A 21,553-nucleotide genomic window follows, 5' to 3' on the forward strand; every position below is an offset into this window, starting at 1 on the left:
CCGGGATCGGCAAACCGGGTGCCACGCCCCGTGCGGGGCGCGGCGGCCGGCCTCAGCTGCCCAGCGAAGGCTTGTAGGTCGCCACCAGGTCCTGCATGCGGATGCTCTGGTCGGTGCTGAAGGTGTTCATGCAGCTGTCGTAGCTGTAGTCCATGAAGTTGCGGATCGGGTCCAGCCCGCCGCCCGGACAGCTGTCGCGCCCGACCGGGCAACCGGAGGTGGGGCTGGCCTGCGGCGGCGTATCGGCGACGTAATCGCCGGGTGCGCTGCAGCCGCCTTCGAAGGTGTGCTCCAGCCCCAGGTGATGGCCGACCTCGTGGGTGACCGTGTCGCCAAGGTTGTAGTTGGTCGCCGAACCGCCGGGCAACGAGGAATGCAGGATGACCGTGCCGTGGCGCTTGGACGATTCGGGATACTGCTCCGGTGTGTAGGCATAGCCCAGATAGCCGCCCGGCGTGCAGGTGTAGATGTTGAGGTTCTTGGCCGGGTTGACCGCCAGCGCGTTCTTCATCGCCATCTCGTTGCTCAGGCAGTTGTTGAACCAGCTGTTGTTCTTGGTGCGCGTGGTGCCGGCCAGGGTGAAGGTGAAACCGCGCCCGGCGTAGGCGGCGTTGAGCACCTGCATCTGCTGCTGGATGCGGCTGTCGGTGACGTTGCCGGTGTTGTCGGTGCGGGTGACCACGTGGAACCAGACCGGCACGTTCTTGGTCACGGCCGTGGGGCTCACGCCGAAGGCGACCATCTCGTTCTGGCGCGCGCGCAACTGCTGCAGACGCTGCTGCACTTCCAGCCGCTTGGCCGGGCTGCTGACCGGCGTGCCGCAGCGCAGGCCCTGGCGCTCGGTGCCGCGCTCGTCGCGAATCGTGATGACCGGTTGCTTGCTGTAACCGTTGGCCGTGGCGACCACGGTCTCGGCGACCGGTTCGTCCTGGGCCGTGGCCTGCTGCCAGACGAACGGCAGGGCCAGCAGCGACAACGCCGCGGCGGTGGCGATTTTTCCGTTCCTACGCATGGTGTCTCCCTCCTATGGATGCGCCGCTACAGCGCGGCGGGGCCAATGTGGAGGATGCGCAAGCCGCACATGACGGCCCGCAGGCGCGGAACCGCCAGGGAATCGCTCAGGGGGTCACAGATTCGGGAACATCAGCTCGGCCAGGCCGTAGCGGCCGGGCGCCTGGCGCACCACCTTGAGCGCGGCTTCCAGCGCGCCGCGGGCGAAGATGTCGCGGTTGGTCGCGCGGTGGATCAGTTCCAAACGCTCGCCGGCGCTGGCGAACTGCACCGTGTGCTCGCCGACGATGTCGCCCGCGCGCAGGCTGGCGTAATGCGGGTCGCGGCCGCTGCCGATCGCCACCGCCTGGCCCAGGTGCAGCGCCGTGCCGGAGGGCGCGTCGAGCTTGCGGGTGTGATGGGCCTCGACGATGTCGCAGTCCCAGGCCGGCAACGCCGCCGCGGCGCGGCGCACCAGTTCGGCCAGCACCGCCACGCCCAGGCTGTAGTTGGCCGCCCAGACCACGGCGATGCGCTGCGAGGCGGCCTCGATGGCGCGGTTCTGCTCCGACGACAGGCCGGTGGTGCCCGAGACCAGGGCGCTGCCGCGCTGCGCGCACAGCGCCAGCACCGGGTCGAAGCCTTCGGGCAGGCTGAAATCGATGGCGACGTCGAACTCGGGCACCCCCGACAGCTCGCTGGCGGCGAACTGCGGCACGCCGTCGACGACGCGCTGCGCCGGCGATTTGCGCGACACCGCGGCCACCACGTTCAGATCGTCGCGTGCGGCGGCCAGGCGCAGCAGCGCCAGCCCCATGCGCCCGGAGGCGCCGTGGATCAGGAGTCGGGGGATCGCGTTCATGCCGGCAGGCTAACGGCTACGGCGCGGGTTCGACAAGCGTTGCGCTGGGCAACGCTGTAACGCGCGGTATTGCCACCGCCTCAACACCGCATTCGGGCGGAAGCCGCAACCGGCTAGAGGCTGCGGTGGCTGGGTCGTCGCGCGGTTCAGCGGAATCCAAATCAAACGGGGTTCCGGCTTTCGCCGGAATGACGGATTTGTAGGCTCCGGGCTCGCGTCATCCTGCCCGACAAAATCGAATGCTCCCCAGCCCGTCATTCCGGCGAAAGCCGGAACCCACAGACCTTAGTAGCCCCGGCCGCCTACTCGCCGTGATACTCGCGCAAGCTCTGCACCAGCGAGCGTCCATCCGGGCCGACCAAATCGCTTGCACGCCAGCAGCGCGCTTCGCCGCTGAAGCGCAGGCGCGCTTCCTGCAGGGGCGCGGGCGCGCCGTCGTCCAGCACGAAGCGGTAGCGCAGGCGCACCGTGGACACGCCCTCGCCCTCCGCCTCAACTTGGAACTGCGGATCGCGCGCCTCGCCGTCCTGCGCATCCAGCCAGGGATCGGCGCCGATCGCGCACACGCCCTGCTCGCTGCACGTCCGTTCGCGCAGCAGCAGCGCCAGCAAGGGCGGCGCGAAGTTGTCGCGCAGAACTGCGGGCGGATCGTTCCAGAACGTGTAGTGACGTTCGAACCAGGCGTGCGCGGCCTGCAGCGGCGTCGCGCCCAGGCAGGCCGCGGATGCCGGCAATGTCGACGCGCACAGCAACGTGGCGAGCGCGGACCGGATAGCGAGGCGGCTAACGACCGATTTCATGCATTCGTACTCCTCAGCGCACCGGCAACAACGCATCCGGCGTCTGCCCGCGCTGGCGCATGCGCTCGCGCTCGGCCTCGCGCGACAGCGGCGGCCAGACTTGGCCGCGCGCGATCAGGCGGTCGCGGATCGCATGCATCTTGCGCTGCGCGGGCGAGCCCTCGCTTTGCCGGCCGATCTGGAACTGCAGCTGGCCGGCGAAGGACACGCCGTTGATATTGACGACCTGCGGATCGGCGCCGCGATCCAGCAAAAAATCCACGGTATCCAGGCGCATCGACATCAGCGCCTTCATCAGCGCGGTATTGCCCAACGTGTCGTGGCGGTCGATGGCCGCGCCTCGCTCCAGCATCAGGCGCACGGCTTCCAGGCTCGGCGCCTCGACCGCATCGAACAACAGCGGCGTGCCGCCTTCGGCGGCGTCGGGGTCCAGCCCGGCCAGCAACAGGGCGTCGATGTAGCGCGGACTTTTGGCGCGCATCGCCACGCCGGCCACGCTGCCCAGGCCCTCGACTTCCTGCAACGGATCCGCGCCGGCTTCGACCAGCGCGCCGAGGATGCGCAAGCCGTCGGCCTTTTCGCCGAAGGCGTGCTGCAAGGCGAAGAACAGCAGGGTCATGTCCTGCGCGCCGGGCCGATTGAGCGCGTCCGCGCCCATCGTCGCGGCCAGGCGGCGCACGTCCTCGACGCGGCCGCGCGCGATCGCCTGCGCCAGCACCAACTGCTCGCCGGCGAAGACGCGTTCGGCCGCGGGCACGCGCGCGAACGCGGCGTTGACGCCCAGCAACGAGGCGCACAGGGCCAGCAGGCGTAACAGTCGGCGCATGCGTGCGGTTCCAGCGGCCCGGGGCAGCCGCGCGTGGTCATTCATACCATCGCCAGGCCTGCAGCAAGGCGTCGGCGGCCGCGCGGCCGTCGCCCAGGAACTCCGCCAGCGCGTCGCGCACGCTGGCGCGCGCCTGCGGGCGCAACGCGCAGTCCTCGTCCAAAGCCTGCTCGCCCAGCGAGGCGTAGGCCTGCGCGACCGTCGCCAGCGCGCCGAAGGCGGTGGCCAGGTCGTCGGCGATCGGCCGCGGATCCCAGGCGCCGCCGGCCAGGTCGAACAGAACCCGGCCACTGTCCAGCTCGTAGATGAAGGGATGGCTGCCCTCCATCGCCACCACCAGCCATGCGTCCTTCCAGCCCGGCAGGCGCTCGCCGCTGAGGCCATGCCAGCGGTAGCCGGCCTGGCGCGACCATAGATGTCGCAGCGGAGGGATCGACACCGGATTGCCGCCGCACGGCAGGTCCAGGCCGACCGGACCGACCGTGAGGTGATGCACGCCGCCCCAGGGCCCGACTTCGTTATAGAAATCCTGCAGGGCCTGCGGCAGCGGGAATTCGCCCTGCCAGTCCGAAGCCGGTTGCGCGCGCAGTTCGCCCCAGGGCGCCAGCAAGGAGCGGATCGAAGCGTAGCTGCGGCTCATGCGTCGGCGATCTCGGCCACGCTCCAGCCTTGCGCGGCGGCATAGCGCCGCAGCGTCTGCATCCATTCGGCGGCCGCCGCCGCGCCGGACAGTTCCACATGCAGGCGCGACTGCGGCAGTTCCGGATCCCAGTCGCTGCCGCGCACCCGGCAGCGCACGCCGTCGCGGCCGCCCTCCCAATAGAAGTCGTAGGACTGGTTGGGCCCGTGCCGCTCCTGGAAACGGTAGCGGGCGACGCCCAGCGCGGCGTAAATGCGGCTGGCGCCGGACTGCAGGCTGCAGGCGTGGCGGCCCAGGGCGAAGCTCAGTTCGGGCATCGGCGGAGGTACGGTGCGGGTGACCGCCGCATCATCGCGCAAACCGTAGCTGGGGTGACGAGGCGGTTCGCTGGCGCTCTCCGCTTCCTACCTGGCGGGTTTGGCCGAATGCAGGCGTAAAAAAAACAGGGGCCGACCGGCCCCTGTTTCGTTGCTTCGTAGCGCAGGCCCCTCAGGACGTCATGCGGTCCCAGAAGCCCTTGACCCCATCGAGGAACGTCGAGGAACGCGGCGAGTGCTTGCGCGCGCCCTCGCCGACGAAGGTGGCTTCGAACTTCTCCAGCAGTTCGCGCTGCTCGACCGTCAGATTGACCGGCGTTTCCACCACCACCCGACAGTAGAGATCGCCGGGCTTGCGGCTGCGCACCGACTTCACGCCCTTGTCGCGCAGGCGGAACAGCTTGCCGCTCTGGGTTTCGAACGGGATGCGCAGCTCGACTTCGCCGCCCAGCGTGGGGACGCGGATGGTGTCGCCCAGCGCGGCCTGGGAGATGCGGATCGGCACTTCGCAGTGCAGGTCGTCGCCGTCGCGCTGGAAGATGTCGTGCTCGCGCACGCGCACTTCCACGTACAGGTCGCCCGGCGGCGAACCGGCCGGGCCGGCCTCGCCTTCGCCGGTCAGGCGGATGCGGTCGCCGTTGTCGACGCCGGCCGGAATCTTGACCTGCAGGGTCTTGGTGCGCTCCACCCGGCCCTGGCCGTGGCAGTCCTTGCAGGGGTCGGCGATGGTCTGGCCGCGCCCGCCGCAATGCGGACAGGCCTGCTGCATCGAGAAGATGCCGCGCTGGAAACGCACCTGGCCGCGGCCACTGCAGGTGGTGCAGGTTTCCAGCTTGCCGTCGGCCGAACCCGAGCCGTTGCAGGTCTCGCATTCGTCCAGGGTCGGAATTTCGATCTGCTTGTCCAGCCCGCCGACCGCTTCCTCCAGCGACAGCTCCATCACGTAGCCGATGTCGGCGCCGCGGCGCGGACCGCGCTGGGCGCCGCCGCCGAAGATGTTGCCGAAAATGTCGCCGAAAATGTCGCCCATGTCGGCGTAACCGGGGCCGCCGGCGCCGCCGCCCATGCCGTGCTCGAACGCGGCGTGGCCGTGCTGGTCGTAGGCGCGCCGACGGTTGGCGTCGGACAGCACCTCGTAGGCCTCCTTGCACTCCTTGAACGCGTCCTCGGCGGCCTTGTCGCCGGGGTTGCGGTCGGGGTGGTGCTTCATCGCGCAGCGCCGATAGGCCTTTTTCAGGTCCTCGTCGCTGGCGTTGCGGGCCACGCCCAGCACTTCGTAGTAATCGCGTTTGCTCATGGGGCCGGGATTCGGAACTCGTGATTCGGGATACGTCGCAGCCAACAACCAGGGACTGAACCGCAGAGAGGATAGCGAAAGGAGCGGGACAACCCGCTCCTTTCAATCTGCGTCCCTAGCGCCGGATCACGGCTTCTGATCGTCCTTGACCTCGGTGAACTCGGCATCGACCACGTCGTCGGACTTGGCGCCGGCGTTGCCGCCCGCGTCCGCGCCCGGCTGCTGGGCCTGGACCGCGGCGAACAGCGCCTGCGCGGCCTCTTCCAGCGCCTTGGACTTGGCCTCGATCTGACCCTTGTCGTCGCCCTTCATCGCGGTTTCGAGCTCGGCGATCGCGCTTTCGGTACGGCCGATCGCGTCGCCCGGCAGCTTTTCACCGTGTTCCTTGATCGTGCTGCGCGCCATGTGGATCAGGCCGTCAGCCTGGTTGCGGGCCTGGACCAGGTCGTGGAACTTCTGGTCCTCCTCGCGGTTGGCCTCGGCGTCGGCGACCATCTTGGCGATCTCGTCCTCGGACAGGCCCGAACCGGCCTTGATCTCGACCTTCTGTTCCTTGCCGGTCTTCTTGTCCTTGGCCGACACGTGCAGGATGCCGTTGGCGTCGATGTCGAACGAAACCTCGACCTGCGGCATGCCGCGCGGCGAAGGCTCGATGCCCGACAGGTCGAAGCGCGCCAGCGACTTGTTGAAACGGGCCTGCTCGCGCTCGCCCTGCAGCACGTGCACGGTCACGGCCGACTGGTTGTCCTCGGCGGTGGAGAAGGTCTGCGAGGCCTTGGTCGGGATGGTGGTGTTCTTCTCGATGATCTTGGTGAACACGCCGCCCAGGGTCTCGATGCCCAGGCTCAGCGGGGTCACGTCAAGCAGCAGCACGTCCTTGACGTCGCCGGCCAGCACGCCGCCCTGGATCGCCGCGCCGATGGCCACGGCCTCGTCCGGGTTGACGTCCTTGCGCGGCTCCTTGCCGAAGAACTCGGCCACGGCCTGGCCGACCTTGGGCATGCGGGTCTGACCGCCGACCAGGATCACCTCGGAGATGTCGCCCGCGCGCAGGCCGGCGTCGTTGAGCGCGATGCGGCAGGGCTCGATGGTCTTCTTGACCAGGTCCTCGACCAGCGATTCCAGCTTGGCGCGGGTCAGCTTGATGTTGAGGTGCTTCGGACCCGAAGCGTCGGCGGTCACGTACGGCAGATTCACTTCGGTCTGCTGGGCGCTGGACAGCTCGATCTTGGCGCGCTCGGCGGCGTCCTTCAGGCGCTGCAGAGCCAACGGATCCTTGCGCAGGTCGATGCCCTGGTCCTTGAGGAATTCCTCGACCAAGTAGTCGATCACGCGCTTGTCGAAGTCTTCGCCGCCCAGGAAGGTGTCGCCGTTGGTGGCCAGCACCTCGACCTGCATTTCGCCGTCGACCGAGGCGATCTCGATGATCGACACGTCGAAGGTGCCGCCGCCCAGGTCGTAGACCGCGACCTTGCGGTCGCCGCCCTTCTTGTCCATGCCGTAGGCCAGCGCGGCCGCGGTCGGCTCGTTGATGATGCGCTTGACTTCCAGGCCGGCGATCTTGCCCGCGTCCTTGGTGGCCTGGCGCTGGCTGTCGTTGAAGTAGGCCGGCACGGTGATGACCGCCTCGGTGACGGTCTCGCCCAGGTAGGCCTCGGCGGTCTTCTTCATCTTGCTCAGCACTTCGGCCGAGATCTGCTGCGGCGCCATCTTCTTGCCGTCGGCGGTCGACACCCAGGCGTCGCCGTTGTCGTGCGCGGCGATGCCGTAGGGCACCAGGTCCAGATCCTTCTGCACTTCGGCGTCGGTGAACTTGCGGCCGATCAGGCGCTTCACCGCGTAGAAGGTGTTCTTGGGATTGGTGACCGCCTGACGCTTGGCCGAGGCGCCGACCAGGACTTCGCCGTCCTTGGTGAAGGCGACGATGGACGGCGTGGTGCGATCGCCTTCCGCGTTCTCGATGACCTTGACGTTGCCGCCTTCCATGATCGCCACGCACGAATTCGTCGTGCCCAGGTCGATACCGATGATCTTGCCCATGGTGTTGCTCCCTCTCTAATGCTTGGTAGACGTTGCGGCTGCCGTATCGGCGCCGATGTGCGTTATTTGGGGTCCGGTCGCGGGCGGTTCAAGCGCCCCTGCCCTCGCCCTTCAGTCCCGGCGCGGCGGCGCCGGCGGCGGCGTTCAGGCGTCCTGGGCCACCACGACCAGGGCCGGGCGCAGCAGGCGTTCGTTGAGCAGCCAGCCCTTCTGGTAGACCTGGACCACGTGATTCGGGGCGACGCCCGCGGCCGGCACCATGCTCATGGCCTGGTGGTGTTCGGGATTGAATGGCTGGCCGGTCGGGTCGACCGCGACCAGGCCGTTGTCGGCGGCCACCTTCAGCAGCTGGCGCAGGGTCAGTTCCATGCCTTCGCGCAGCGCGTTGGCGTCGGCGCCGGCCGCGGCCAGGCCGGCTTCCAGGCTGTCGATCACCGGCAGCAGCTCGCCGAGCAGGCGCTCGTTGGCGAACTTGCGCGCCAGGTCGATGTCGCGCGCCAGACGCTTGCGCTGGTTGTCCAGTTCGGCGCGCTCGCGCAGCGCGTCTTCGCGGACCTGGGCCAGTTCGGCGCGCAGGGTCTCGGCCTCGTTCGGCGCGGCGGCCGCGGCCGGGTCCTGCGCGTCGAGGGGGAGTTCGGAATTCGGGTCGTGCTGGTTCATGCTGGGTGGGTCCTGGCGGTACGTCCGCGACAGGGCCAGCTATTGGGGCCGTGCCGGGACCGTTCAAGTGCGCCGGCCCGGCCGAAGTGCCGCGATCTACGGCGATCGTGCGCCAACCGCCGCGAGCGCCGCCGTTCGACGCCAATTTTGGGACGATGGGCACCCACACCGGCCGAATAGCCCGATCCCCGCACCGATGTCCGCGCCATCAACGCCCTGCGGAGCGGCACGTCCAGCCTGCATATCCGCCGTTGCTCCCTGCAGGAGCGGCGTAAGCCGCGACCGCGAAAACCGGCGCCCGGCGCCAGCCGACTTCGGGCACAACCCCACACACGACGCCCCACCGCTCCGGCATCGCGGCTCACGCCGCTCCTACACAAAAGCAGGCGCCCAGGCTCGAATCCGCATCCGCTTTCTGTGGGAGCGGCGTAAGCCGCGATGCCGGAGCGATGGGCGTGGGCGGCCGGGTTACGTCCGCAGCGGGCTGACGCCGGGCGCCGGCTTTCGCGATCGCGGCTTACGCCGCTCCCACAGAAAGCTGGCCGCTCAAACCTCAGGCTTGAACGCATCCCCCAGCGCATCGGCCGCCGCCTGCACCACCGGGATCACCCGGTCGTAGGCCATGCGGGTCGGGCCGATCACGCCCAGCACGCCCAGCACCTGCCCGCCGGCGGTGTACGGCGCGGTCACCAGCGACACGCCTTCCAGCGGCGCCAGCCCGGTTTCCTCGCCGATGAAGATGCGCACGCCCGGCGCATGGATGGTCCGCTCCAGCAATTGCAGGATCTCGCGCTTGCGCGCGAAGGCCTCGAACAGCTCGCGCAGGCGCTCCACGTCGGACAGCTCCTGCACGCCCATCAGCCGGGTCTGGCCGGCCAGCACCATGTCGTCGTCGCGGTCCGGCGCCAGCGCCTGTTCGGCCAGTTCCACCGACTGCGCCAGCAGCGCCGCCATCTCCGACTGCGCGCTGCGCAGCTCGCGCAGCAGGGTCGCGCGGATGTCGGCGACCGGGCGGCCGGCGAAATGGCTGTTGAGGTAATTGGCGACCCGCTCCAGCTCGCTGGCGTCGAACGGGCGCCGGGTCTGGATGATGCGGTTCTGCACGTCGTGATCGGCGAACACCAGGATCGCCAGCACGCGCTGCGCGTCCAGCGGCACGAAGTCGATGCGCCGGAACGCGAACTGCTCGCGCTTGGGCACGCTGACCACGCCGACGAAATGGGTCATCGCCGACAACAGCTCCGAGGCGCTGCCCAGCAGGGCCTGGGTGCCCGATCCGGTCGGCAGCTCGTTGCGCAGGCGCGCCAGGTCGCCGTCCGGCAGCGGCCGCACCTGCAGCAACGAATCCACGAACAGGCGATAGCCCTGCGCGGTCGGGATGCGCCCGGCCGAGGTGTGCGGCGCGCTGAGCAGGCCGGCATCCTCCAGGTCGGACAGGATGTTGCGGATCGTGGCCGCGCTCACGTCCAGGCCCGCGTGCCGCGCCAGCGTCTGCGAGCCCACCGGTTCGCCGCTGTGGATGTAGCGCCCGATCAGCGTGCGCAGCAACTGGCGCGCACGCGGGTCCAGGCTGGGGTCGGAAGTGCGGCGATTCATGGCAGTGGATATAAGCGCGCACGGCGGCGGGCGCAAGCGGCGCGGCGCGGTTTCGGGGGCCAGGCGCGTTACGGGACGGCTGCGGCGGGCGATGCCTTCCCTGCAGATCGTCGCTACGGCATCGCGGCCTATGACCGAAGTAAATCCCCGTGGGACGCCGCTCCCACAAAAAGGCGGGGCGCGGTTACCGGAGGCCCACGCCGGTCTCGGTCCAATCTCAGCCTTGGAGACTATTCCGACACAGATTGGCGGCATTCCCTGCTAGCCCGGTCATGCCCGACCCGGCACAATCGCGGCTCCAGCACACCCCCAACGCATGCTCACTCATCTTTCCCTCAAGCATTTCGTCGTGGTCAGCGCCGCCGAACTCGCGTTCGGCCCCGGCCTGACCGTGATCTCCGGCGAGACCGGCGCCGGCAAGTCGCTGCTGGTCGACGCCCTGGGCCTGATCAGCGGCCTGCGCGCCGACAGCGGCGTGGTCCGCCACGGCGCCGACCGCGCCGAGCTGGTCGCCGACTTCTCGCTGGACGACGCAGCCCCGGCCGCCGCCTGGCTGCGCGAAAACGAACTGGACGAAGACGACAGCTGCCAGGTCCGGCGCGTGATCCGCGCCGACGGCGGCTCGCGGGCCTGGATCAACGGCCGCCCCGCCACCCTGGGACAGCTCGCCGATCTGGCCTCGCGCCTGGTCGAGATTCACGGCCAGCACGAACACCAGGCGCTGCTGTCCAAGAGCAGCCAGCTGGCCCTGCTCGACGCCTACGCGCGCAACGCCGCCGCGTGCGCCGCGGTCGAGGCGGCCGCGCGCGACTGGAGCGCGCTGCTGCGCGAGCGCGACGCCCTGATCGCCAAGGGCGACGTGTCCGAACGCATCGGCTGGCTCGAACACCAGTACGCCGAACTCGAGCGCGAAACCCTGGAGCCCGACGCCATCGCGCGCCTGCTCGCCGACCACAAGCGCCACGCGCACGCCGCAGGCCTGATCGCCGCCTGCGACGACGCCTTCGCCCGCCTCGGCGGCGACGACGGCCCCTCGCTGTCGCGCAACCTGCAGCAGGTGCGCGGCGAACTGCAGCGCGTCGCCGAGCACGAAGCGCGCCTGCTGGAGGTCGACGCCATGCTCGACGCCGCCGCGATCCAGGTCGACGAGGCCCTGGCCCTGCTCGGCCGCGTGCGCGACGACCTCGATCTGGACCCCGCCGCCTTCGACACGCTGGAGCAGCGCCTGGGCCGGCTGCACGAACTCGCGCGCAAGCACCGCGTCGCGCCCGAGCACCTGGCCGAGCACCGCGACGGCATGGCCGCCGAACTGGAACTGCTGCGCGGCGCCGGCGAGCGCCTGGCGCGGCTGGACGGCGAGATCGGCAACGCCCGCGCCGCCTGGCGCCGCCACGCCGACGCCCTGGGCGCTACGCGCGCCGACGCCGCCGCGCGCCTGTCGGCCGCCACCACCGGCCTGATCGGCGAACTGGGCATGGGCGGCGGCCGCTTCGAGATCGCCCTGGAACCGCTGGGCGAGGACCGTCCCGATCCGCAGGGCGGCGAGCGCGTCGAGTTCCTGGTCGCGGCCAACCCCGGCCAGCCCGCGCGCGCGCTGCGCAAGGTCGCCTCCGGCGGCGAACTCTCGCGCGTGTCGCTGGCCATCGAGGTCGCCGCGCTGGGCCTGGACACCGTGCCCAGCATGGTCTTCGACGAGGTCGATTCCGGCATCGGCGGCGCCGTGGCCGAGATCGTCGGCCAGAAACTGCGCGCGCTGGGCAACAGCCGCCAGGTTCTGTGCGTGACCCACCTGCCGCAAGTCGCCGCGCAAGGCCATGCCCATTACCGGGTCAGCAAATCCGCCAGCGAAGGCATCACCCAGAGCGCGGTCCAGCGCCTGGACGCCAAGCAGCGCGAGGAAGAACTGGCGCGCATGCTCGGCGGCGTGGAACTGACCAAGGAAGTGCGCGCGGCGGCGAAGCGCTTGCTGGCGGATGTGATCTGAACGCTAACCGGGCGCGGCGGCGTCGACCACGTCACCGCAAGGAAATATCGGTGAGCGAAACAGCCCGCAAAGGCTACAAGCCCGCGCCGCGCGACGGCCTGTCCTACGGCTTCGGCCTGTTCGCCATCGGCATGGGCGCGATCGGTATATGGCTGGCTTACGACGCGCTGCAGGCGACTTCGCTCCAGACCGCACCGCTGTTCTACAACGGCAAGATCAGTATCGCCGCCCCGTTCTTCGTGTTCCTCGGCCTCAACGTGCTGATCCGCGGTCCCAGCGGCATCGACGTGCTCAATACGCCCGGCGAGGACAAGCCCAGCAAGCTCAACCTGGCGCTGATGGTGCTGGCGGTGGCCGCAGGGGTCGCGCTGGCCGTGTACGTCAACGCCCATCTGAACGCGCTGGGCTACGCGCGCGGCTCGATCTTCTCCTGAGCCCGCCGCTACCGGCGCCGCCGACGGCTGGCGCGAATGCTCTTGGATCGACGGATGCGCGGCGCCCATGGCGACGCGCCGCGAGGGCTCAGTCGCCCAGCAGCCCCGTGAAATGCAGCGCCCGGTGCGCGGAAATGCCATCGCGCTGCTCGGCTTCCAGCGGATGCCCGGTCTCGCACAGGCGGAAACTCGGCCGGCTCTCGTCGTGCAGTTGCACGCGCACGCTCAGGCCCAGGGTGCTCAACTCGTAGGTATGCGGCAGATGGTTGGCCAGCACGCCGTCGAACTCGGGCACGCGGTCATTGCCCTCCTCGTCCCACATCGTCCGCGCCAGCAGCCAGTCGGCCTGCGTCAGCTCGGCCCAGGCGCCGATGCAGTAGTCGTCGTCCTGCTCGCGCAGCTGCAGCGGCACCAGCCCTCGCACGAACAGCCGGCGGCCGCCGATCACGCAGAAGTTGGCCTCGCAGAACGTGTCCACGGCCGCACGCTCAGCCGGTTCCAGCGCGTGGTAGGCATCCGGGTACTTGAAGGCGAACTCCAGCTCGCTCTGCGCGACCATCTCGCCGCAGCACGAGCAGCGCACCAGCGGACCGGCCGACATGCGCGACTCAGCGCTTCTTGCGCACGTACAGCACCAGCGAGTGTTCCTCGATCTCGTAGCCGTGCTTGGCCGCGATCTTGCGCTGCAGTTCCTCGATCTCGGCGCTTTCGAACTCAGTGATCTTGCCGGTCTCGATGTCGACCATGTGGTCGTGGTGGTGGCCGCGGTCCAGCTCGTACACCGACTGGCCGGCTTCGAAGTTGTGCTTCAGCACCAGGCCGGCGGATTCGAACTGGGTCAGCACGCGGTAGACCGTGGCCAGGCCGATGTCCTCGCCCTTTTCCAGCAGCAGCCGGTAGATGTCCTCGGCGGTCATGTGGCGCGGCTTGGACTGCTCCAGCAGCTCCAGGATCCGCATGCGCGGATGGGTGACCTTGAGTCCGGCGTTGCGCAGGTCCTGCGATTCCATCTGTTCGTCCCTCGTTGTGCTCGGCGGGCGGCCCGGGCCGGCGGTTCCGCGCCGGGGCCGGATGGGCCGCGCGGCCGGAACGGCGGATGAACGCGCCGCGGCGCGTCCCGGCCCGCCCCTTGTGGATGCGGCCTTCAGTGTATCATCGGCACGTTCCCCGCCCGTCGCAGACATAGGTCCCAGCACACGATGCGCAAGCTCCTGCTCGTCCTTTCGATCGCCCTGATCACCTCCGGTTGCGGCATTCTCTACAAGCAGCCGATCTACCAGGGCAACCTGCTCGAGAAGACCGCGATCGATCAGCTGCAGACCGGCATGACCAAGCAGCAGGTGCAGTTGCTGCTGGGCAGCCCCTCGATCGAAGACCCGTTCCACCACGACCGCTGGGACTACACCGCCACCCAGCGCACCGGCCGCCTGGCGCGGACCGAGAAGAAGAACCTGGTGCTGCACTTCGAGAACGACGCGCTGGCCCGCTGGGAAGGCGACTACTTCCCCGAGCAGGACGAGCAGATCGCCAAGGCCGCGCCCAAGCAGTTCGGCCGCAACCTGGCCAAGGAAAAGGACAAGAAGCGCCGCCGCTGAGGCCGCGTTTCCTGCCCGCCTGAGTCTTCGGCACCGCGGTCGCGGTGCCCGCCCCCCTTACTTCGACGCCCCGCCCTTGAGCGGTCCGCGCGCCTGCGCGCGGCGCCGGCGCGCGTCCTTGGGATCGGCCAGCAAGGGCCGCAACAGCTCGATCCGGTCGCCGTCGCGCAGCGCCGCATCGGGCTCGGCGCGCACGCCGTACACGGCATAGGCCACCGCCTCCGCGTCGTCGTCCCAGCCGGCCAGGGCCAGCGCATCGCGCAGGCGCGCGCCGTCGGGCAGGTCCAGCGTCAGCGTCTCGAACCGCCGCGGCCAGGCGCGGACCAGCTCGATTTTCACGCCTCGTCCTCGCGGTCGGCCACCCGCACGAAGTCGTCGACCATGCGGTCGGCCAGGCTCTGGAAGCCGATCGCCATCGCCGGGCCCAGCAGCTTCACCGCCGGCTCGAAGTCCAGGGTCAGGGTGACCTTGCAGGCGCACTCGTCCAGGGCGTGGAACTCCCAGCGCCCGCCGAGCTGGCGGAACGGGCCGTCGACCAGCTTGAGCTCGATGTGGTGCGGCGGCGACAGGGTGTTGCGGGTGGTGAACCAGGTCCGCAGCGCCCCCAGCCCCAGGTCCAACCGCGCCACCATGTGGTCCTCGCTGCTCTCCAGCACCTGCGCGTTGTCGCACCAGTCGAAGCGGCGCGGATAGGCCGCCACGTCGTTGACCAGCGCGTACATGCGCGCGGCGGAGTGTTCGACTAGGGCGGAACGGCGGATGATCGGCATGGAGGATTCGCTAGCGGCCACGCAATCGGGGACAATGCCGCGATGGCTAAGAATGAAAACAACAAGGCTGGCAAGAATAAAGGAAAGGGCGCCGCCGGCGGCACCATCGCCCTGAACAAGCGCTCGCGCCACGATTACCACCTGGAAGAACGCTTCGAGGCCGGCCTGGCCCTGCAGGGCTGGGAGCTCAAGGCGATCCGCGCCGGACGCGCCAACATCACCGACGCCTACGCGGTCATCCGCGAGGGCGAGATGTTCCTGTACGGCTCCCAGATCAACCCGCTGATCTCCGCCTCGACCCACGTCGTGGCCGAGGAGCGCCGCACCCGCAAACTGCTGCTGCACCGGCGCGAGATCGACAACCTGATCGGCCGCGTCCAGCGCGACGGCTACACCGTGGTGCTCACCGCGCTGTATTGGAAGGGCAACAAGGTCAAGGCCGAGGTCGCCCTGGCCAAGGGCAAGCAGAGCCACGACAAGCGCGAGGCCAGCAAGGAACGCGACTGGGCGCGCGAGAAACAGCGCGTGATGCGGCGGCATAACCGCGACGCTTGAGGTCGGGATTGGGCGTTTGGTGTTTGGACGAACCCCGGCCCCAACGCAACTCCCGATCCGTCATCCCCGCGAAGGCGGGGATCCAGTGACTTCAGCACCATGCCACGCATTTCTGCGTCGGCACAGCCAAGAGCGAATCCTCCCCAACCCTCCTTTTACAAAGGAGGGAGCAACTTACAAAGAAGGGAGCAACAGCCTGAGGAGGGAACAGCCCCCCCTTCGCAACTCCCGATCCGTCATCCCCGCGAAAGCGGGGATCCAGTGACTTCAGCACCATGCCGCGCATTTCTGCGTCGGTACAGCAAAGAGCGAATCCTCCCCAACCCTCCTTTTACAAAGGAGGGAGCAACAGCCTGAGGAGGAAACAGGTACCCCTTCGCAACTCCCGATCCGTCATCCGCGCGAAAGCGGGGATCCAGTGACTTCAGCACCATGCCGCGCATTTCTGCGTCGGCACAGCCAAGAGCGAATCCTCCCCAACCCTCCTTTTACAAAGGAGGGAGCAACGGCTCGATGAGGGAGCGAACCCCCAACGCTGCAGATAGCGCCCCTACTCCCCAGGCAACGTAAACGTAAACGTCGCCCCCTGTCCCTCGACGCCGTCGGCGCGGATCGTGCCGCCGTGGCGTTCGACGATGCGTTTGACCGAGGCCAGGCCGATGCCGTGGCCGGGGAAGTCGCTGTCGGTGTGCAGGCGCTGGAACGGGCGGAACAGCTTGCCCACGTACTCCTGGGCGAAGCCGGCGCCGTTGTCGCGCACATAGAACTCGGGCAGGCCCTGAGCGTTGATGTCGGCACCGAACGCGATCCGCGGTTGCGACTGCAGGCGGGTGAACTTCCAGGCATTACCCAACAGGTTGGCCAGCAGGTTGCGCAGCAAGGCGGCGTCGCCGACCACCTGCAGGCCCGGCTGGATATCGACCTGGACGCTGCGTTGCGGGTCGGCGGTGCGCAGTTCCTCGACGATCTCCCCGGCCAGCTTGCTCAGGTCGATGCGGTCCAGCTTGAGTTCGCTGCGCGCCAGGCGCGACATCTGCAGCAGGGCGTCGATCAGCTCGCCCATGCGTCCGGCCGCCTTGCGCACGCGGCCGAGGTAATCCCGGCCCGAATCGTCGAGCTGGGCGGTGTGCTTCTCGATCAGGATGCGGCTGAAGCCCTCGATCGCGCGCAAGGGCGCGCGCAGATCGTGGGACACGCTGTAGGCGAACGCTTCCAGCTCCTGATTGGCCTGGCTGAGCTCGCGCGTGCGCAGCGCCACGCGCGCCTCCAGCGTGCGGTTGAGCGCGTGCACGCGCGCTTCCGCGCGCAGGCGCTCGGTCACGTCCTCGACCTGGACCAGGCCGCTGATGTCCTGACCGATATTGCCCGGCACCGGCGCGTAGGTCAGCTGGACCTGACGCACCAGCCCGTCCTCGCGGTGCAGGCGGCGGGTGGCGCGGTGCACGCCGTCGGTGTCGGTGCGGCCGGTGGCCTTGCCGATCAGCTCCTGATCTTCGTTCTCGAACAGCGCATCGAAGCGCATGCCCTGCAAGGCCGCCTCGTTGTTGCCGACGATCGCCACCAGCGCCGGATTGGCGTCGACGATGCGCCCGTCGCTGTCCAGCAGCGCCTTGCCGATCGCCGAGTAGCGCATCGCGCTGCGGAAACGCGTTTCGCTGCGGCGATAGTCCTCGGTCATGCGCAGCGCGATCTTGCGCGCGCGCGCCTCGGTGCGCGCCAGGGTCAGCGCCACCGCGTACAGCAGCAGCGAGGCGAACAATCCCAGCGCCAGCATGTTCTGCAGGCTGGCCAGGCGCGGCGCCGACTGCGCCTGCGGCGCGGATTCGAAATCCAGTCGCCAGTGCCGGCCGTACACGTTCAACAGGGTCGAATGGCGGAACGCCGGTTCCGCCTTGTCGCGCTCACCAGGACTGGAATACAGCAAGGCGTTCGGCCCGCTATCGATGTCGTAGACGCGGAAACGCACGTCCTTGAACGAGTTGTTCAAGGAATTCTCGACGAAGCGCTGCATGCGGAACGGCACGTACACCCAGCCCTGCATCGAGCTGCGGCGCGCGTCCAGGCTCGCCGGCCGGTCGCCGCCGCGGTACACCGGCAGGTACAGCACCAGGCCGACGTGCTGTTCGGCACCGTCCTGGATCAGGTGCACCGGCCCTGTCAGCTGCGGCTGCCCCGACTCCAGCGCCGCCAGCATCGCTTCGGCGCGGGTCGGCTCGGAGTACATGTCGTAACCGATCGCCGCCACGTTGGCCGCGGTCTTGGGTTCCAGGTACAGGATCGGGCCGTAGTCGCGGCGTATGCCGCGCGGACGCACTTCGAGCATGCCGTAGCCGGACTCGCGCCACTCGGTCTGCAGGTCCGGCAGGCGTGAGCTGCGCACGTAGCCGCCAAAGCCCAGGCCCAGCATGGCCGAGAACCGCCGGTTCAGATCCATGCCGTCGACATACGCCCGCCACTGCTGCGGCGTAGGCCGCGCGACCGAGGCGAACAAAGACACGCCGCCGCCGGCGACCAGTTCGTAGTAGACCAGGCGCTGCCGCACCAGATCGGTGACGTTCTCGCTCTGGGCGCGGAACTCGGACTCGGCTGAGCGCAGCTCGCGATCGCGCGCCACGGTCCAGGCCGTGAACACGAAGATCAGGGCGCCGATCAGCACCAGCAGCGCGAGCAGATAGCTGCGGCGCGGTACCAGGCCGGACAGTTGGGTGGCGGCGGAATCGTCCAGGTCGGCTGGGCTCATGCGGGCAGCATACCGCGAGCACGCATGCCGGCACCTTTCCGGCACTGCGCAGCTAAGGCCGCGGCGATCGCCGGGCCTCGCGGCGCAGACCCTCCAGCATCAGCAGGTTCACGCAATCCAAGTGCTCGCCGGCGATGCGGCGGCACAGGCGCGCCCAGCGCCGTTGCTCGTTGGCGCTGCGGCCCGCGCGCTCCAATTGCGCGACATGCAGATCGATCTCGCGCGCCAACAGCAGCAGCGCGTCGCCATTGCGGCTCTCGCGCGCGGCCAGGTCGGGTCGCGCATGCTGCCGCCACAGCCACAAGGCCAACGCGCAGGCCGCGACCGCGACCAGCAGGGCCAGCGCCGCGGCGAAGCCGGCCGCCACCGGCGACAGGCCGCTGCCCGCCCAGGGCGACAAGGCCGACTCGGCGACGCCGCTCGCGAGCCTGGCGACGCCGCCCGATGCGCGACCGGCGGCATCGGCGAGCAAGGCGCAGGCACGCCCCGCCATCAACGCCGCACCGTGCGCGGTGGCAGGGCCAACAGCTCGATCGCGCTGACCCGTCCGGCGCAGGCGTCGGCCATGCGCAAAGCGCGGTTGCGCGTGGAAACGAAGCCTTTGATGCGCATTTGACGCAGCATTTCTGTGGACACACCGGCGGCCTGAGCCGCCGATCCGACCGTCGCGAAGCACGCGACATAACGCTGGATCGGGTTTTCGCGGGAGTTTCCGCTTTTCGCCATCGCAAGCGCGGCGGCACGAACTGTATCGGCCACGACATCCCTATCGTCGTCTACGCAAACAAAATATACAACTGCAAGTAGCGAAATACAACACCTAAAAAGTGTGATTCATTTCCACAAGATGCGCAAGAATGAGTTGCGCTCTCCCGCGCAAGAACGAGTGGACCCCGGTGACGGATAACCGATTGAGCCTGGCAGGATGCACAGGCGGTACCGCATGAGCAGCACGCCGCACGACGAATTCGCCCGCCGCCTGCACCAGGCGCTGGATTTCTCGGGCTTCGCCAAGGGCCGCGCCCGTACCGGCGCGCTCGCCTCGTATTACGGGGTGAGCCGCGAGACCGCGCGCAAATGGCTGATCGGCCTGGCCCTGCCCGAGCTGGAACGCATGCTCTCGATCGCCGTGCAGCAGCACGTGAGTTTCGAGTGGCTGGCCACGGGCCGCGGCACCATCGAAGGCAAATCGCTGTCGGTGCGCGACCAGACCACCAAGTACAGCGATCCCGACGAGCTGCGCCTGATGGGCCTGATGCGCAAACTGTCGCGCAAGAAACGACGCGCCCTGATCGAGCTGCTCGACGGTCACTGAGGTCGTCGCGCCCGTACAGGGGCCGCGCCGCTGCCATCGCACCTCCTGTCGCCGGCACGTCCTGTGCCCGGTATCAGGTTAGGCGATGGACGTCGCAGGCGATGAGACTGGCTGCGGCATCGCACGACTCGCCGAGGCTGCGCACCGCGTGCACCTGCGCAAGCCGGCGCTACGGCGGGCCCGCAGCACCGGTTCAACGCAAGATCCGGCCGTGACGCGCGCCGTCGATTGACGCCGCAGCCGGCGGCACCGAGCATCCGCCGATCGCGCGGCCCGTATGCCGCCGCCCTCACGTTCGCAACGCGCATGGATTCGACACCCACCCCTCTGGACACCGCCCTGGCCCAAGCCGCCGCCGACCCGGCCGCGCGGCCGGCGTTCTACCGTCTGCTGCTGGATTCGCAGATCTACGTAATCGGCCACACTCGCACGCCCGAGGCCAGCGACGACCCCAACGCCGGCCGTAACAAGCTGGCGGTGATGCAATGGCAGAAGGACGACGGCACGCTCTATCTGCCCTTCTTCACCAGCCTGCAGGCGCTGCAGCGCGAGATCGATGCCGAAGTGGCGGTGATCGGCGTGACCGCGCGGGAGTTCTTCCAGATCACGCGCGGCGCGCGTCTAGTGCTTAACCCCAGCTCGCAGTACGGCAGGGAGTTCGATCCCGGGGAAATCGCCGCCCTGCTGGACACCGGGTCCGTCCACGCCGCCAGCCCGCGCGTCGTCGCGCGCAGCAGCGAAGTCTTGCTGGGGCAGCCGCAGCACACGCCACAGCGCATGCTGGCCAGCCTGCGCAGCCTGTTGTCGAAACACGGGCAAGTCCGCGCCGCCTACCTGGCGCAGATGCACGATCCCGCCGTCACGCCCGCGCCGGTGCTGCTGATCGGCCTGGACGGCGACGGCGATCTGACGCGGACGGTGCAGGACGTCGGCGCGGTGGCGGCCGACACCGCCGATCATGCACCGGGCGTCGACGTCGTGCTGATCCAACGAGGCGACAACGGCTTGAGCGACTATTTGCTACGCGAGGTCGAACCGTTCTACCGGCGTTCGCTGGGCGCTACGCTGCGCGGCTGGTTTTCGGGCGAGCGACGCTGAGGAACGCGACCGCGGGGATGGCTCGATAGCGCGCCCGGGAGACGAAACGTCACGCCGAACATTGGCAACGCAGGCGTTACACCGCCCCACTCCGCCACCGTCCATCCCGATGCGCGACACCGCTAGCCGCGCCCGCTTTTACACGCTCACGGCAACGTGAACTTCCGCATCGCACGCAAGGGCCAGACCGAGGTGAAACGCGCGCCGCCGATCAGGCGATAGGCGGCCGACACGCCGTTGGTCACGCCCAATCGTTCCAGCACCTCGCGCGCGCGCCGGAACGACTGGCGCGGATCGGCGGTGTTCATGAACAGATTGATCTCTTTCGGGCTGACGTCGTAGCCCTCCAGCTCGACGCTGTCGCCCAGAGCCTGCTTGAGCTCGCTTTCCAACGAACCCAGGAAGGCCTCGTCCGTGAGCGACTTGCGCCAGAACTTGATGACGAGTTGCTGATCCATGCGCCCATTGTAGGCGCCAATCCGCAAGCCCGGCGTGGGCCGCGCCCTGCCCGTCTAGCCCAGCTTCACCTCGCCGACCTTGTCCTGGTAATCCTTCTTCGGATCGACGCCCAGCAGCATCTTGACGCCCGCCAGCAGGCTGTTCTCGTTGAGCCAGACCTCGGCCTCGGCCGCGTCGAAACGCAGCAGGGCCAACTTGGGATCGTCCTTGCCGCCCTCGAACCAGGCCGCGATGAAGGGATTCCACAAACGCTCGATCGCCGCGCGGTCCTGATCGCGCACCAGCGTGCCGCTGATGCTGGCGAACAGATCGTGCCCCTTCGACGAGAAGGCCGCGATCGCCGCGCGGCCGGTGGCCAAGTGCGGCACCAGCGCGTTGTCGGTCGAGGTGAAGAACCAGATCGGACTGCGATCGTCCTCGGTCATGGCGGTCATGGGCCGCGTGTGACCGCGCTCCACGCCGTCCAGGCCCAGCATCAACGTGCGATCCGAACGCAGCGCCTTCCATAGTTTTTCTTTGAGATCCGCGGCGTCGTGCATAACCCACCGTGTCATTTCGCCAGCGACGTGTGGCCA

General features: G+C 68.8%; 25 protein-coding genes. 6 read left to right on the top strand and 19 right to left on the bottom strand.

The features are described 5' to 3' along the window. Positions 1-52: 52 nt before the first annotated feature. The 10 genes from LVB77_RS12735 to hrcA form a co-directional block, all read right to left on the bottom strand. Positions 53-1,012, bottom strand: coding sequence for a zinc metalloprotease (locus LVB77_RS12735; protein ID WP_232906480.1), 960 nt, complete (start codon positions 1,010-1,012; stop codon positions 53-55). 114 nt (positions 1,013-1,126) lie between these two features. Continuing rightward, a complete protein-coding gene (dapB, locus tag LVB77_RS12740; protein ID WP_232906481.1) occupies positions 1,127-1,852 on the bottom strand; it encodes a 4-hydroxy-tetrahydrodipicolinate reductase in 726 nt (241 codons plus the stop codon). Positions 1,853-2,154: 302 nt separating this feature from the next. Then, a complete protein-coding gene (locus LVB77_RS12745; protein WP_232906482.1) occupies positions 2,155-2,652 on the bottom strand; it encodes a hypothetical protein in 498 nt (165 codons plus the stop codon). Positions 2,653-2,665: 13 nt separating this feature from the next. Continuing rightward, on the bottom strand, positions 2,666-3,478 hold the full coding sequence (locus tag LVB77_RS12750) for an ankyrin repeat domain-containing protein (protein WP_232906483.1): 813 nt from the start codon (positions 3,476-3,478) through the stop codon (positions 2,666-2,668). Positions 3,479-3,515: 37 nt separating this feature from the next. Next, positions 3,516-4,118, bottom strand: a complete 603-nt coding sequence (locus tag LVB77_RS12755) for a hypothetical protein (RefSeq protein ID WP_232906484.1) — start codon at positions 4,116-4,118, stop codon at positions 3,516-3,518. Next, positions 4,115-4,435, bottom strand: a complete 321-nt coding sequence (locus LVB77_RS12760; protein ID WP_232906485.1) for a hypothetical protein — start codon at positions 4,433-4,435, stop codon at positions 4,115-4,117. Before LVB77_RS12760 ends, LVB77_RS12755 begins: the two co-directional genes overlap by 4 nt. Positions 4,436-4,607: 172 nt before the next feature. After that, complete coding sequence (gene dnaJ / locus LVB77_RS12765) at positions 4,608-5,732, bottom strand: molecular chaperone DnaJ (protein ID WP_232906486.1); 1,125 nt, start codon at positions 5,730-5,732, stop codon at positions 4,608-4,610. A 126-nt stretch (positions 5,733-5,858) separates the two neighbouring features. Further along, on the bottom strand, positions 5,859-7,772 hold the full coding sequence (gene dnaK, locus LVB77_RS12770; RefSeq protein ID WP_232906487.1) for a molecular chaperone DnaK: 1,914 nt from the start codon (positions 7,770-7,772) through the stop codon (positions 5,859-5,861). A 144-nt stretch (positions 7,773-7,916) separates the two neighbouring features. Further along, positions 7,917-8,432, bottom strand: coding sequence for a nucleotide exchange factor GrpE (gene grpE, locus LVB77_RS12775; protein ID WP_232906488.1), 516 nt, complete (start codon positions 8,430-8,432; stop codon positions 7,917-7,919). A 546-nt stretch (positions 8,433-8,978) separates the two neighbouring features. Next, positions 8,979-10,028, bottom strand: coding sequence for a heat-inducible transcriptional repressor HrcA (gene hrcA / locus LVB77_RS12780; protein ID WP_232906489.1), 1,050 nt, complete (start codon positions 10,026-10,028; stop codon positions 8,979-8,981). Between the two features lie 316 nt (positions 10,029-10,344). On the opposite strand from hrcA, the gene recN reads away from it, so the two are divergent. Both recN and LVB77_RS12790 read left to right on the top strand, forming a co-directional pair. Further along, a complete protein-coding gene (gene recN, locus LVB77_RS12785) occupies positions 10,345-12,012 on the top strand; it encodes a DNA repair protein RecN (protein WP_232906490.1) in 1,668 nt (555 codons plus the stop codon). 50 nt (positions 12,013-12,062) lie between these two features. Continuing rightward, on the top strand, positions 12,063-12,446 hold the full coding sequence (locus LVB77_RS12790; protein ID WP_232906491.1) for a hypothetical protein: 384 nt from the start codon (positions 12,063-12,065) through the stop codon (positions 12,444-12,446). 88 nt (positions 12,447-12,534) lie between these two features. Here LVB77_RS12790 and LVB77_RS12795 read toward each other — a convergent pair whose 3' ends face one another. Next, positions 12,535-13,047, bottom strand: a complete 513-nt coding sequence (locus tag LVB77_RS12795) for a DUF2199 domain-containing protein (RefSeq protein ID WP_232906492.1) — start codon at positions 13,045-13,047, stop codon at positions 12,535-12,537. A 7-nt stretch (positions 13,048-13,054) separates the two neighbouring features. Next, entirely contained in the window at positions 13,055-13,456 is a 402-nt protein-coding gene (gene fur, locus LVB77_RS12800) for a ferric iron uptake transcriptional regulator (RefSeq protein ID WP_056174976.1), read from the bottom strand. 189 nt (positions 13,457-13,645) lie between these two features. Here fur and bamE point away from each other — a divergent pair, with 189 nt between their 5' ends. Next, positions 13,646-14,041, top strand: a complete 396-nt coding sequence (gene bamE / locus LVB77_RS12805) for an outer membrane protein assembly factor BamE (RefSeq protein ID WP_232906493.1) — start codon at positions 13,646-13,648, stop codon at positions 14,039-14,041. Between the two features lie 57 nt (positions 14,042-14,098). On the opposite strand, the gene LVB77_RS12810 is transcribed toward bamE, so the two are convergent. Both LVB77_RS12810 and LVB77_RS12815 read right to left on the bottom strand, forming a co-directional pair. Then, positions 14,099-14,380, bottom strand: coding sequence for an RnfH family protein (locus tag LVB77_RS12810; protein WP_232906494.1), 282 nt, complete (start codon positions 14,378-14,380; stop codon positions 14,099-14,101). Beyond that, positions 14,377-14,811, bottom strand: a complete 435-nt coding sequence (locus tag LVB77_RS12815) for a type II toxin-antitoxin system RatA family toxin (protein WP_232906495.1) — start codon at positions 14,809-14,811, stop codon at positions 14,377-14,379. The genes LVB77_RS12810 and LVB77_RS12815 overlap by 4 nt, the downstream gene beginning before the upstream one ends. Positions 14,812-14,853: 42 nt before the next feature. Here LVB77_RS12815 and smpB point away from each other — a divergent pair, with 42 nt between their 5' ends. Beyond that, positions 14,854-15,366, top strand: coding sequence for an SsrA-binding protein SmpB (gene smpB, locus LVB77_RS12820; RefSeq protein ID WP_232906496.1), 513 nt, complete (start codon positions 14,854-14,856; stop codon positions 15,364-15,366). A gap of 550 nt (positions 15,367-15,916) precedes the next feature. Here smpB and LVB77_RS12825 read toward each other — a convergent pair. The 3 genes from LVB77_RS12825 to LVB77_RS12835 are packed head-to-tail and all read right to left on the bottom strand — an operon-like array spanning position 15,917 to position 18,865. Further along, positions 15,917-18,106 (bottom strand): CHASE domain-containing protein, encoded by a 2,190-nt coding sequence (locus LVB77_RS12825; RefSeq protein ID WP_232906497.1) that lies wholly within the window; start codon positions 18,104-18,106, stop codon positions 15,917-15,919. Between the two features lie 52 nt (positions 18,107-18,158). Then, on the bottom strand, positions 18,159-18,599 hold the full coding sequence (locus LVB77_RS12830) for a hypothetical protein (RefSeq protein ID WP_232906498.1): 441 nt from the start codon (positions 18,597-18,599) through the stop codon (positions 18,159-18,161). Then, the gene (locus tag LVB77_RS12835; RefSeq protein ID WP_232906499.1) at positions 18,599-18,865 is read right to left on the bottom strand and encodes a hypothetical protein; all 267 of its coding nucleotides are present in this window, start codon (positions 18,863-18,865) and stop codon (positions 18,599-18,601) included. The genes LVB77_RS12830 and LVB77_RS12835 overlap by 1 nt, the downstream gene beginning before the upstream one ends. 184 nt (positions 18,866-19,049) lie before the next feature. On the opposite strand from LVB77_RS12835, the gene LVB77_RS12840 reads away from it, so the two are divergent. Further along, positions 19,050-19,421 carry a helix-turn-helix domain-containing protein gene (locus LVB77_RS12840; RefSeq protein ID WP_232906500.1) on the top strand — a complete coding sequence of 124 codons (372 nt, stop codon included), beginning with the start codon at positions 19,050-19,052 and terminating at the stop codon, positions 19,419-19,421. A 306-nt stretch (positions 19,422-19,727) separates the two neighbouring features. After that, complete coding sequence (locus tag LVB77_RS12845; protein ID WP_232906501.1) at positions 19,728-20,519, top strand: enhanced serine sensitivity protein SseB C-terminal domain-containing protein; 792 nt, start codon at positions 19,728-19,730, stop codon at positions 20,517-20,519. Positions 20,520-20,665: 146 nt separating this feature from the next. Here the strand turns inward: LVB77_RS12845 and LVB77_RS12850 are convergent, their stop codons facing one another. After that, the gene (locus tag LVB77_RS12850; RefSeq protein ID WP_232906502.1) at positions 20,666-20,977 is read right to left on the bottom strand and encodes a hypothetical protein; all 312 of its coding nucleotides are present in this window, start codon (positions 20,975-20,977) and stop codon (positions 20,666-20,668) included. Between the two features lie 54 nt (positions 20,978-21,031). Further along, positions 21,032-21,517, bottom strand: a complete 486-nt coding sequence (locus LVB77_RS12855; protein ID WP_232906503.1) for a pyridoxamine 5'-phosphate oxidase family protein — start codon at positions 21,515-21,517, stop codon at positions 21,032-21,034. Positions 21,518-21,553 lie beyond the last annotated feature (36 nt).

This window comes from Lysobacter sp. 5GHs7-4 (genome assembly GCF_021284765.1).
GTDB lineage: Bacteria > Pseudomonadota > Gammaproteobacteria > Xanthomonadales > Xanthomonadaceae > Lysobacter.

Excerpts from the sequence above, each read along its gene's own strand:
- LVB77_RS12735 (WP_232906480.1), bottom strand. The coding sequence starts at position 1,012 with ATGCGTAGGAACGGAAAAATCGCCACCGCCGCGGCGTTGTCGCTGCTG.
- dapB (WP_232906481.1), bottom strand. The coding sequence starts at position 1,852 with ATGAACGCGATCCCCCGACTCCTGATCCACGGCGCCTCCGGGCGCATG.
- LVB77_RS12745 (WP_232906482.1), bottom strand. The coding sequence starts at position 2,652 with ATGAAATCGGTCGTTAGCCGCCTCGCTATCCGGTCCGCGCTCGCCACG.
- LVB77_RS12750 (WP_232906483.1), bottom strand. The coding sequence starts at position 3,478 with ATGCGCCGACTGTTACGCCTGCTGGCCCTGTGCGCCTCGTTGCTGGGC.
- LVB77_RS12755 (WP_232906484.1), bottom strand. The coding sequence starts at position 4,118 with ATGAGCCGCAGCTACGCTTCGATCCGCTCCTTGCTGGCGCCCTGGGGC.
- LVB77_RS12760 (WP_232906485.1), bottom strand. The coding sequence starts at position 4,435 with ATGCCCGAACTGAGCTTCGCCCTGGGCCGCCACGCCTGCAGCCTGCAG.
- dnaJ (WP_232906486.1), bottom strand. The coding sequence starts at position 5,732 with ATGAGCAAACGCGATTACTACGAAGTGCTGGGCGTGGCCCGCAACGCC.
- dnaK (WP_232906487.1), bottom strand. The coding sequence starts at position 7,772 with ATGGGCAAGATCATCGGTATCGACCTGGGCACGACGAATTCGTGCGTG.
- grpE (WP_232906488.1), bottom strand. The coding sequence starts at position 8,432 with ATGAACCAGCACGACCCGAATTCCGAACTCCCCCTCGACGCGCAGGAC.
- hrcA (WP_232906489.1), bottom strand. The coding sequence starts at position 10,028 with ATGAATCGCCGCACTTCCGACCCCAGCCTGGACCCGCGTGCGCGCCAG.
- recN (WP_232906490.1), top strand. The coding sequence starts at position 10,345 with ATGCTCACTCATCTTTCCCTCAAGCATTTCGTCGTGGTCAGCGCCGCC.
- LVB77_RS12795 (WP_232906492.1), bottom strand. The coding sequence starts at position 13,047 with ATGTCGGCCGGTCCGCTGGTGCGCTGCTCGTGCTGCGGCGAGATGGTC.
- fur (WP_056174976.1), bottom strand. The coding sequence starts at position 13,456 with ATGGAATCGCAGGACCTGCGCAACGCCGGACTCAAGGTCACCCATCCG.
- bamE (WP_232906493.1), top strand. The coding sequence starts at position 13,646 with ATGCGCAAGCTCCTGCTCGTCCTTTCGATCGCCCTGATCACCTCCGGT.
- LVB77_RS12815 (WP_232906495.1), bottom strand. The coding sequence starts at position 14,811 with ATGCCGATCATCCGCCGTTCCGCCCTAGTCGAACACTCCGCCGCGCGC.
- smpB (WP_232906496.1), top strand. The coding sequence starts at position 14,854 with ATGGCTAAGAATGAAAACAACAAGGCTGGCAAGAATAAAGGAAAGGGC.
- LVB77_RS12825 (WP_232906497.1), bottom strand. The coding sequence starts at position 18,106 with ATGAGCCCAGCCGACCTGGACGATTCCGCCGCCACCCAACTGTCCGGC.
- LVB77_RS12830 (WP_232906498.1), bottom strand. The coding sequence starts at position 18,599 with ATGGCGGGGCGTGCCTGCGCCTTGCTCGCCGATGCCGCCGGTCGCGCA.
- LVB77_RS12840 (WP_232906500.1), top strand. The coding sequence starts at position 19,050 with ATGAGCAGCACGCCGCACGACGAATTCGCCCGCCGCCTGCACCAGGCG.
- LVB77_RS12845 (WP_232906501.1), top strand. The coding sequence starts at position 19,728 with ATGGATTCGACACCCACCCCTCTGGACACCGCCCTGGCCCAAGCCGCC.
- LVB77_RS12850 (WP_232906502.1), bottom strand. The coding sequence starts at position 20,977 with ATGGATCAGCAACTCGTCATCAAGTTCTGGCGCAAGTCGCTCACGGAC.
- LVB77_RS12855 (WP_232906503.1), bottom strand. The coding sequence starts at position 21,517 with ATGCACGACGCCGCGGATCTCAAAGAAAAACTATGGAAGGCGCTGCGT.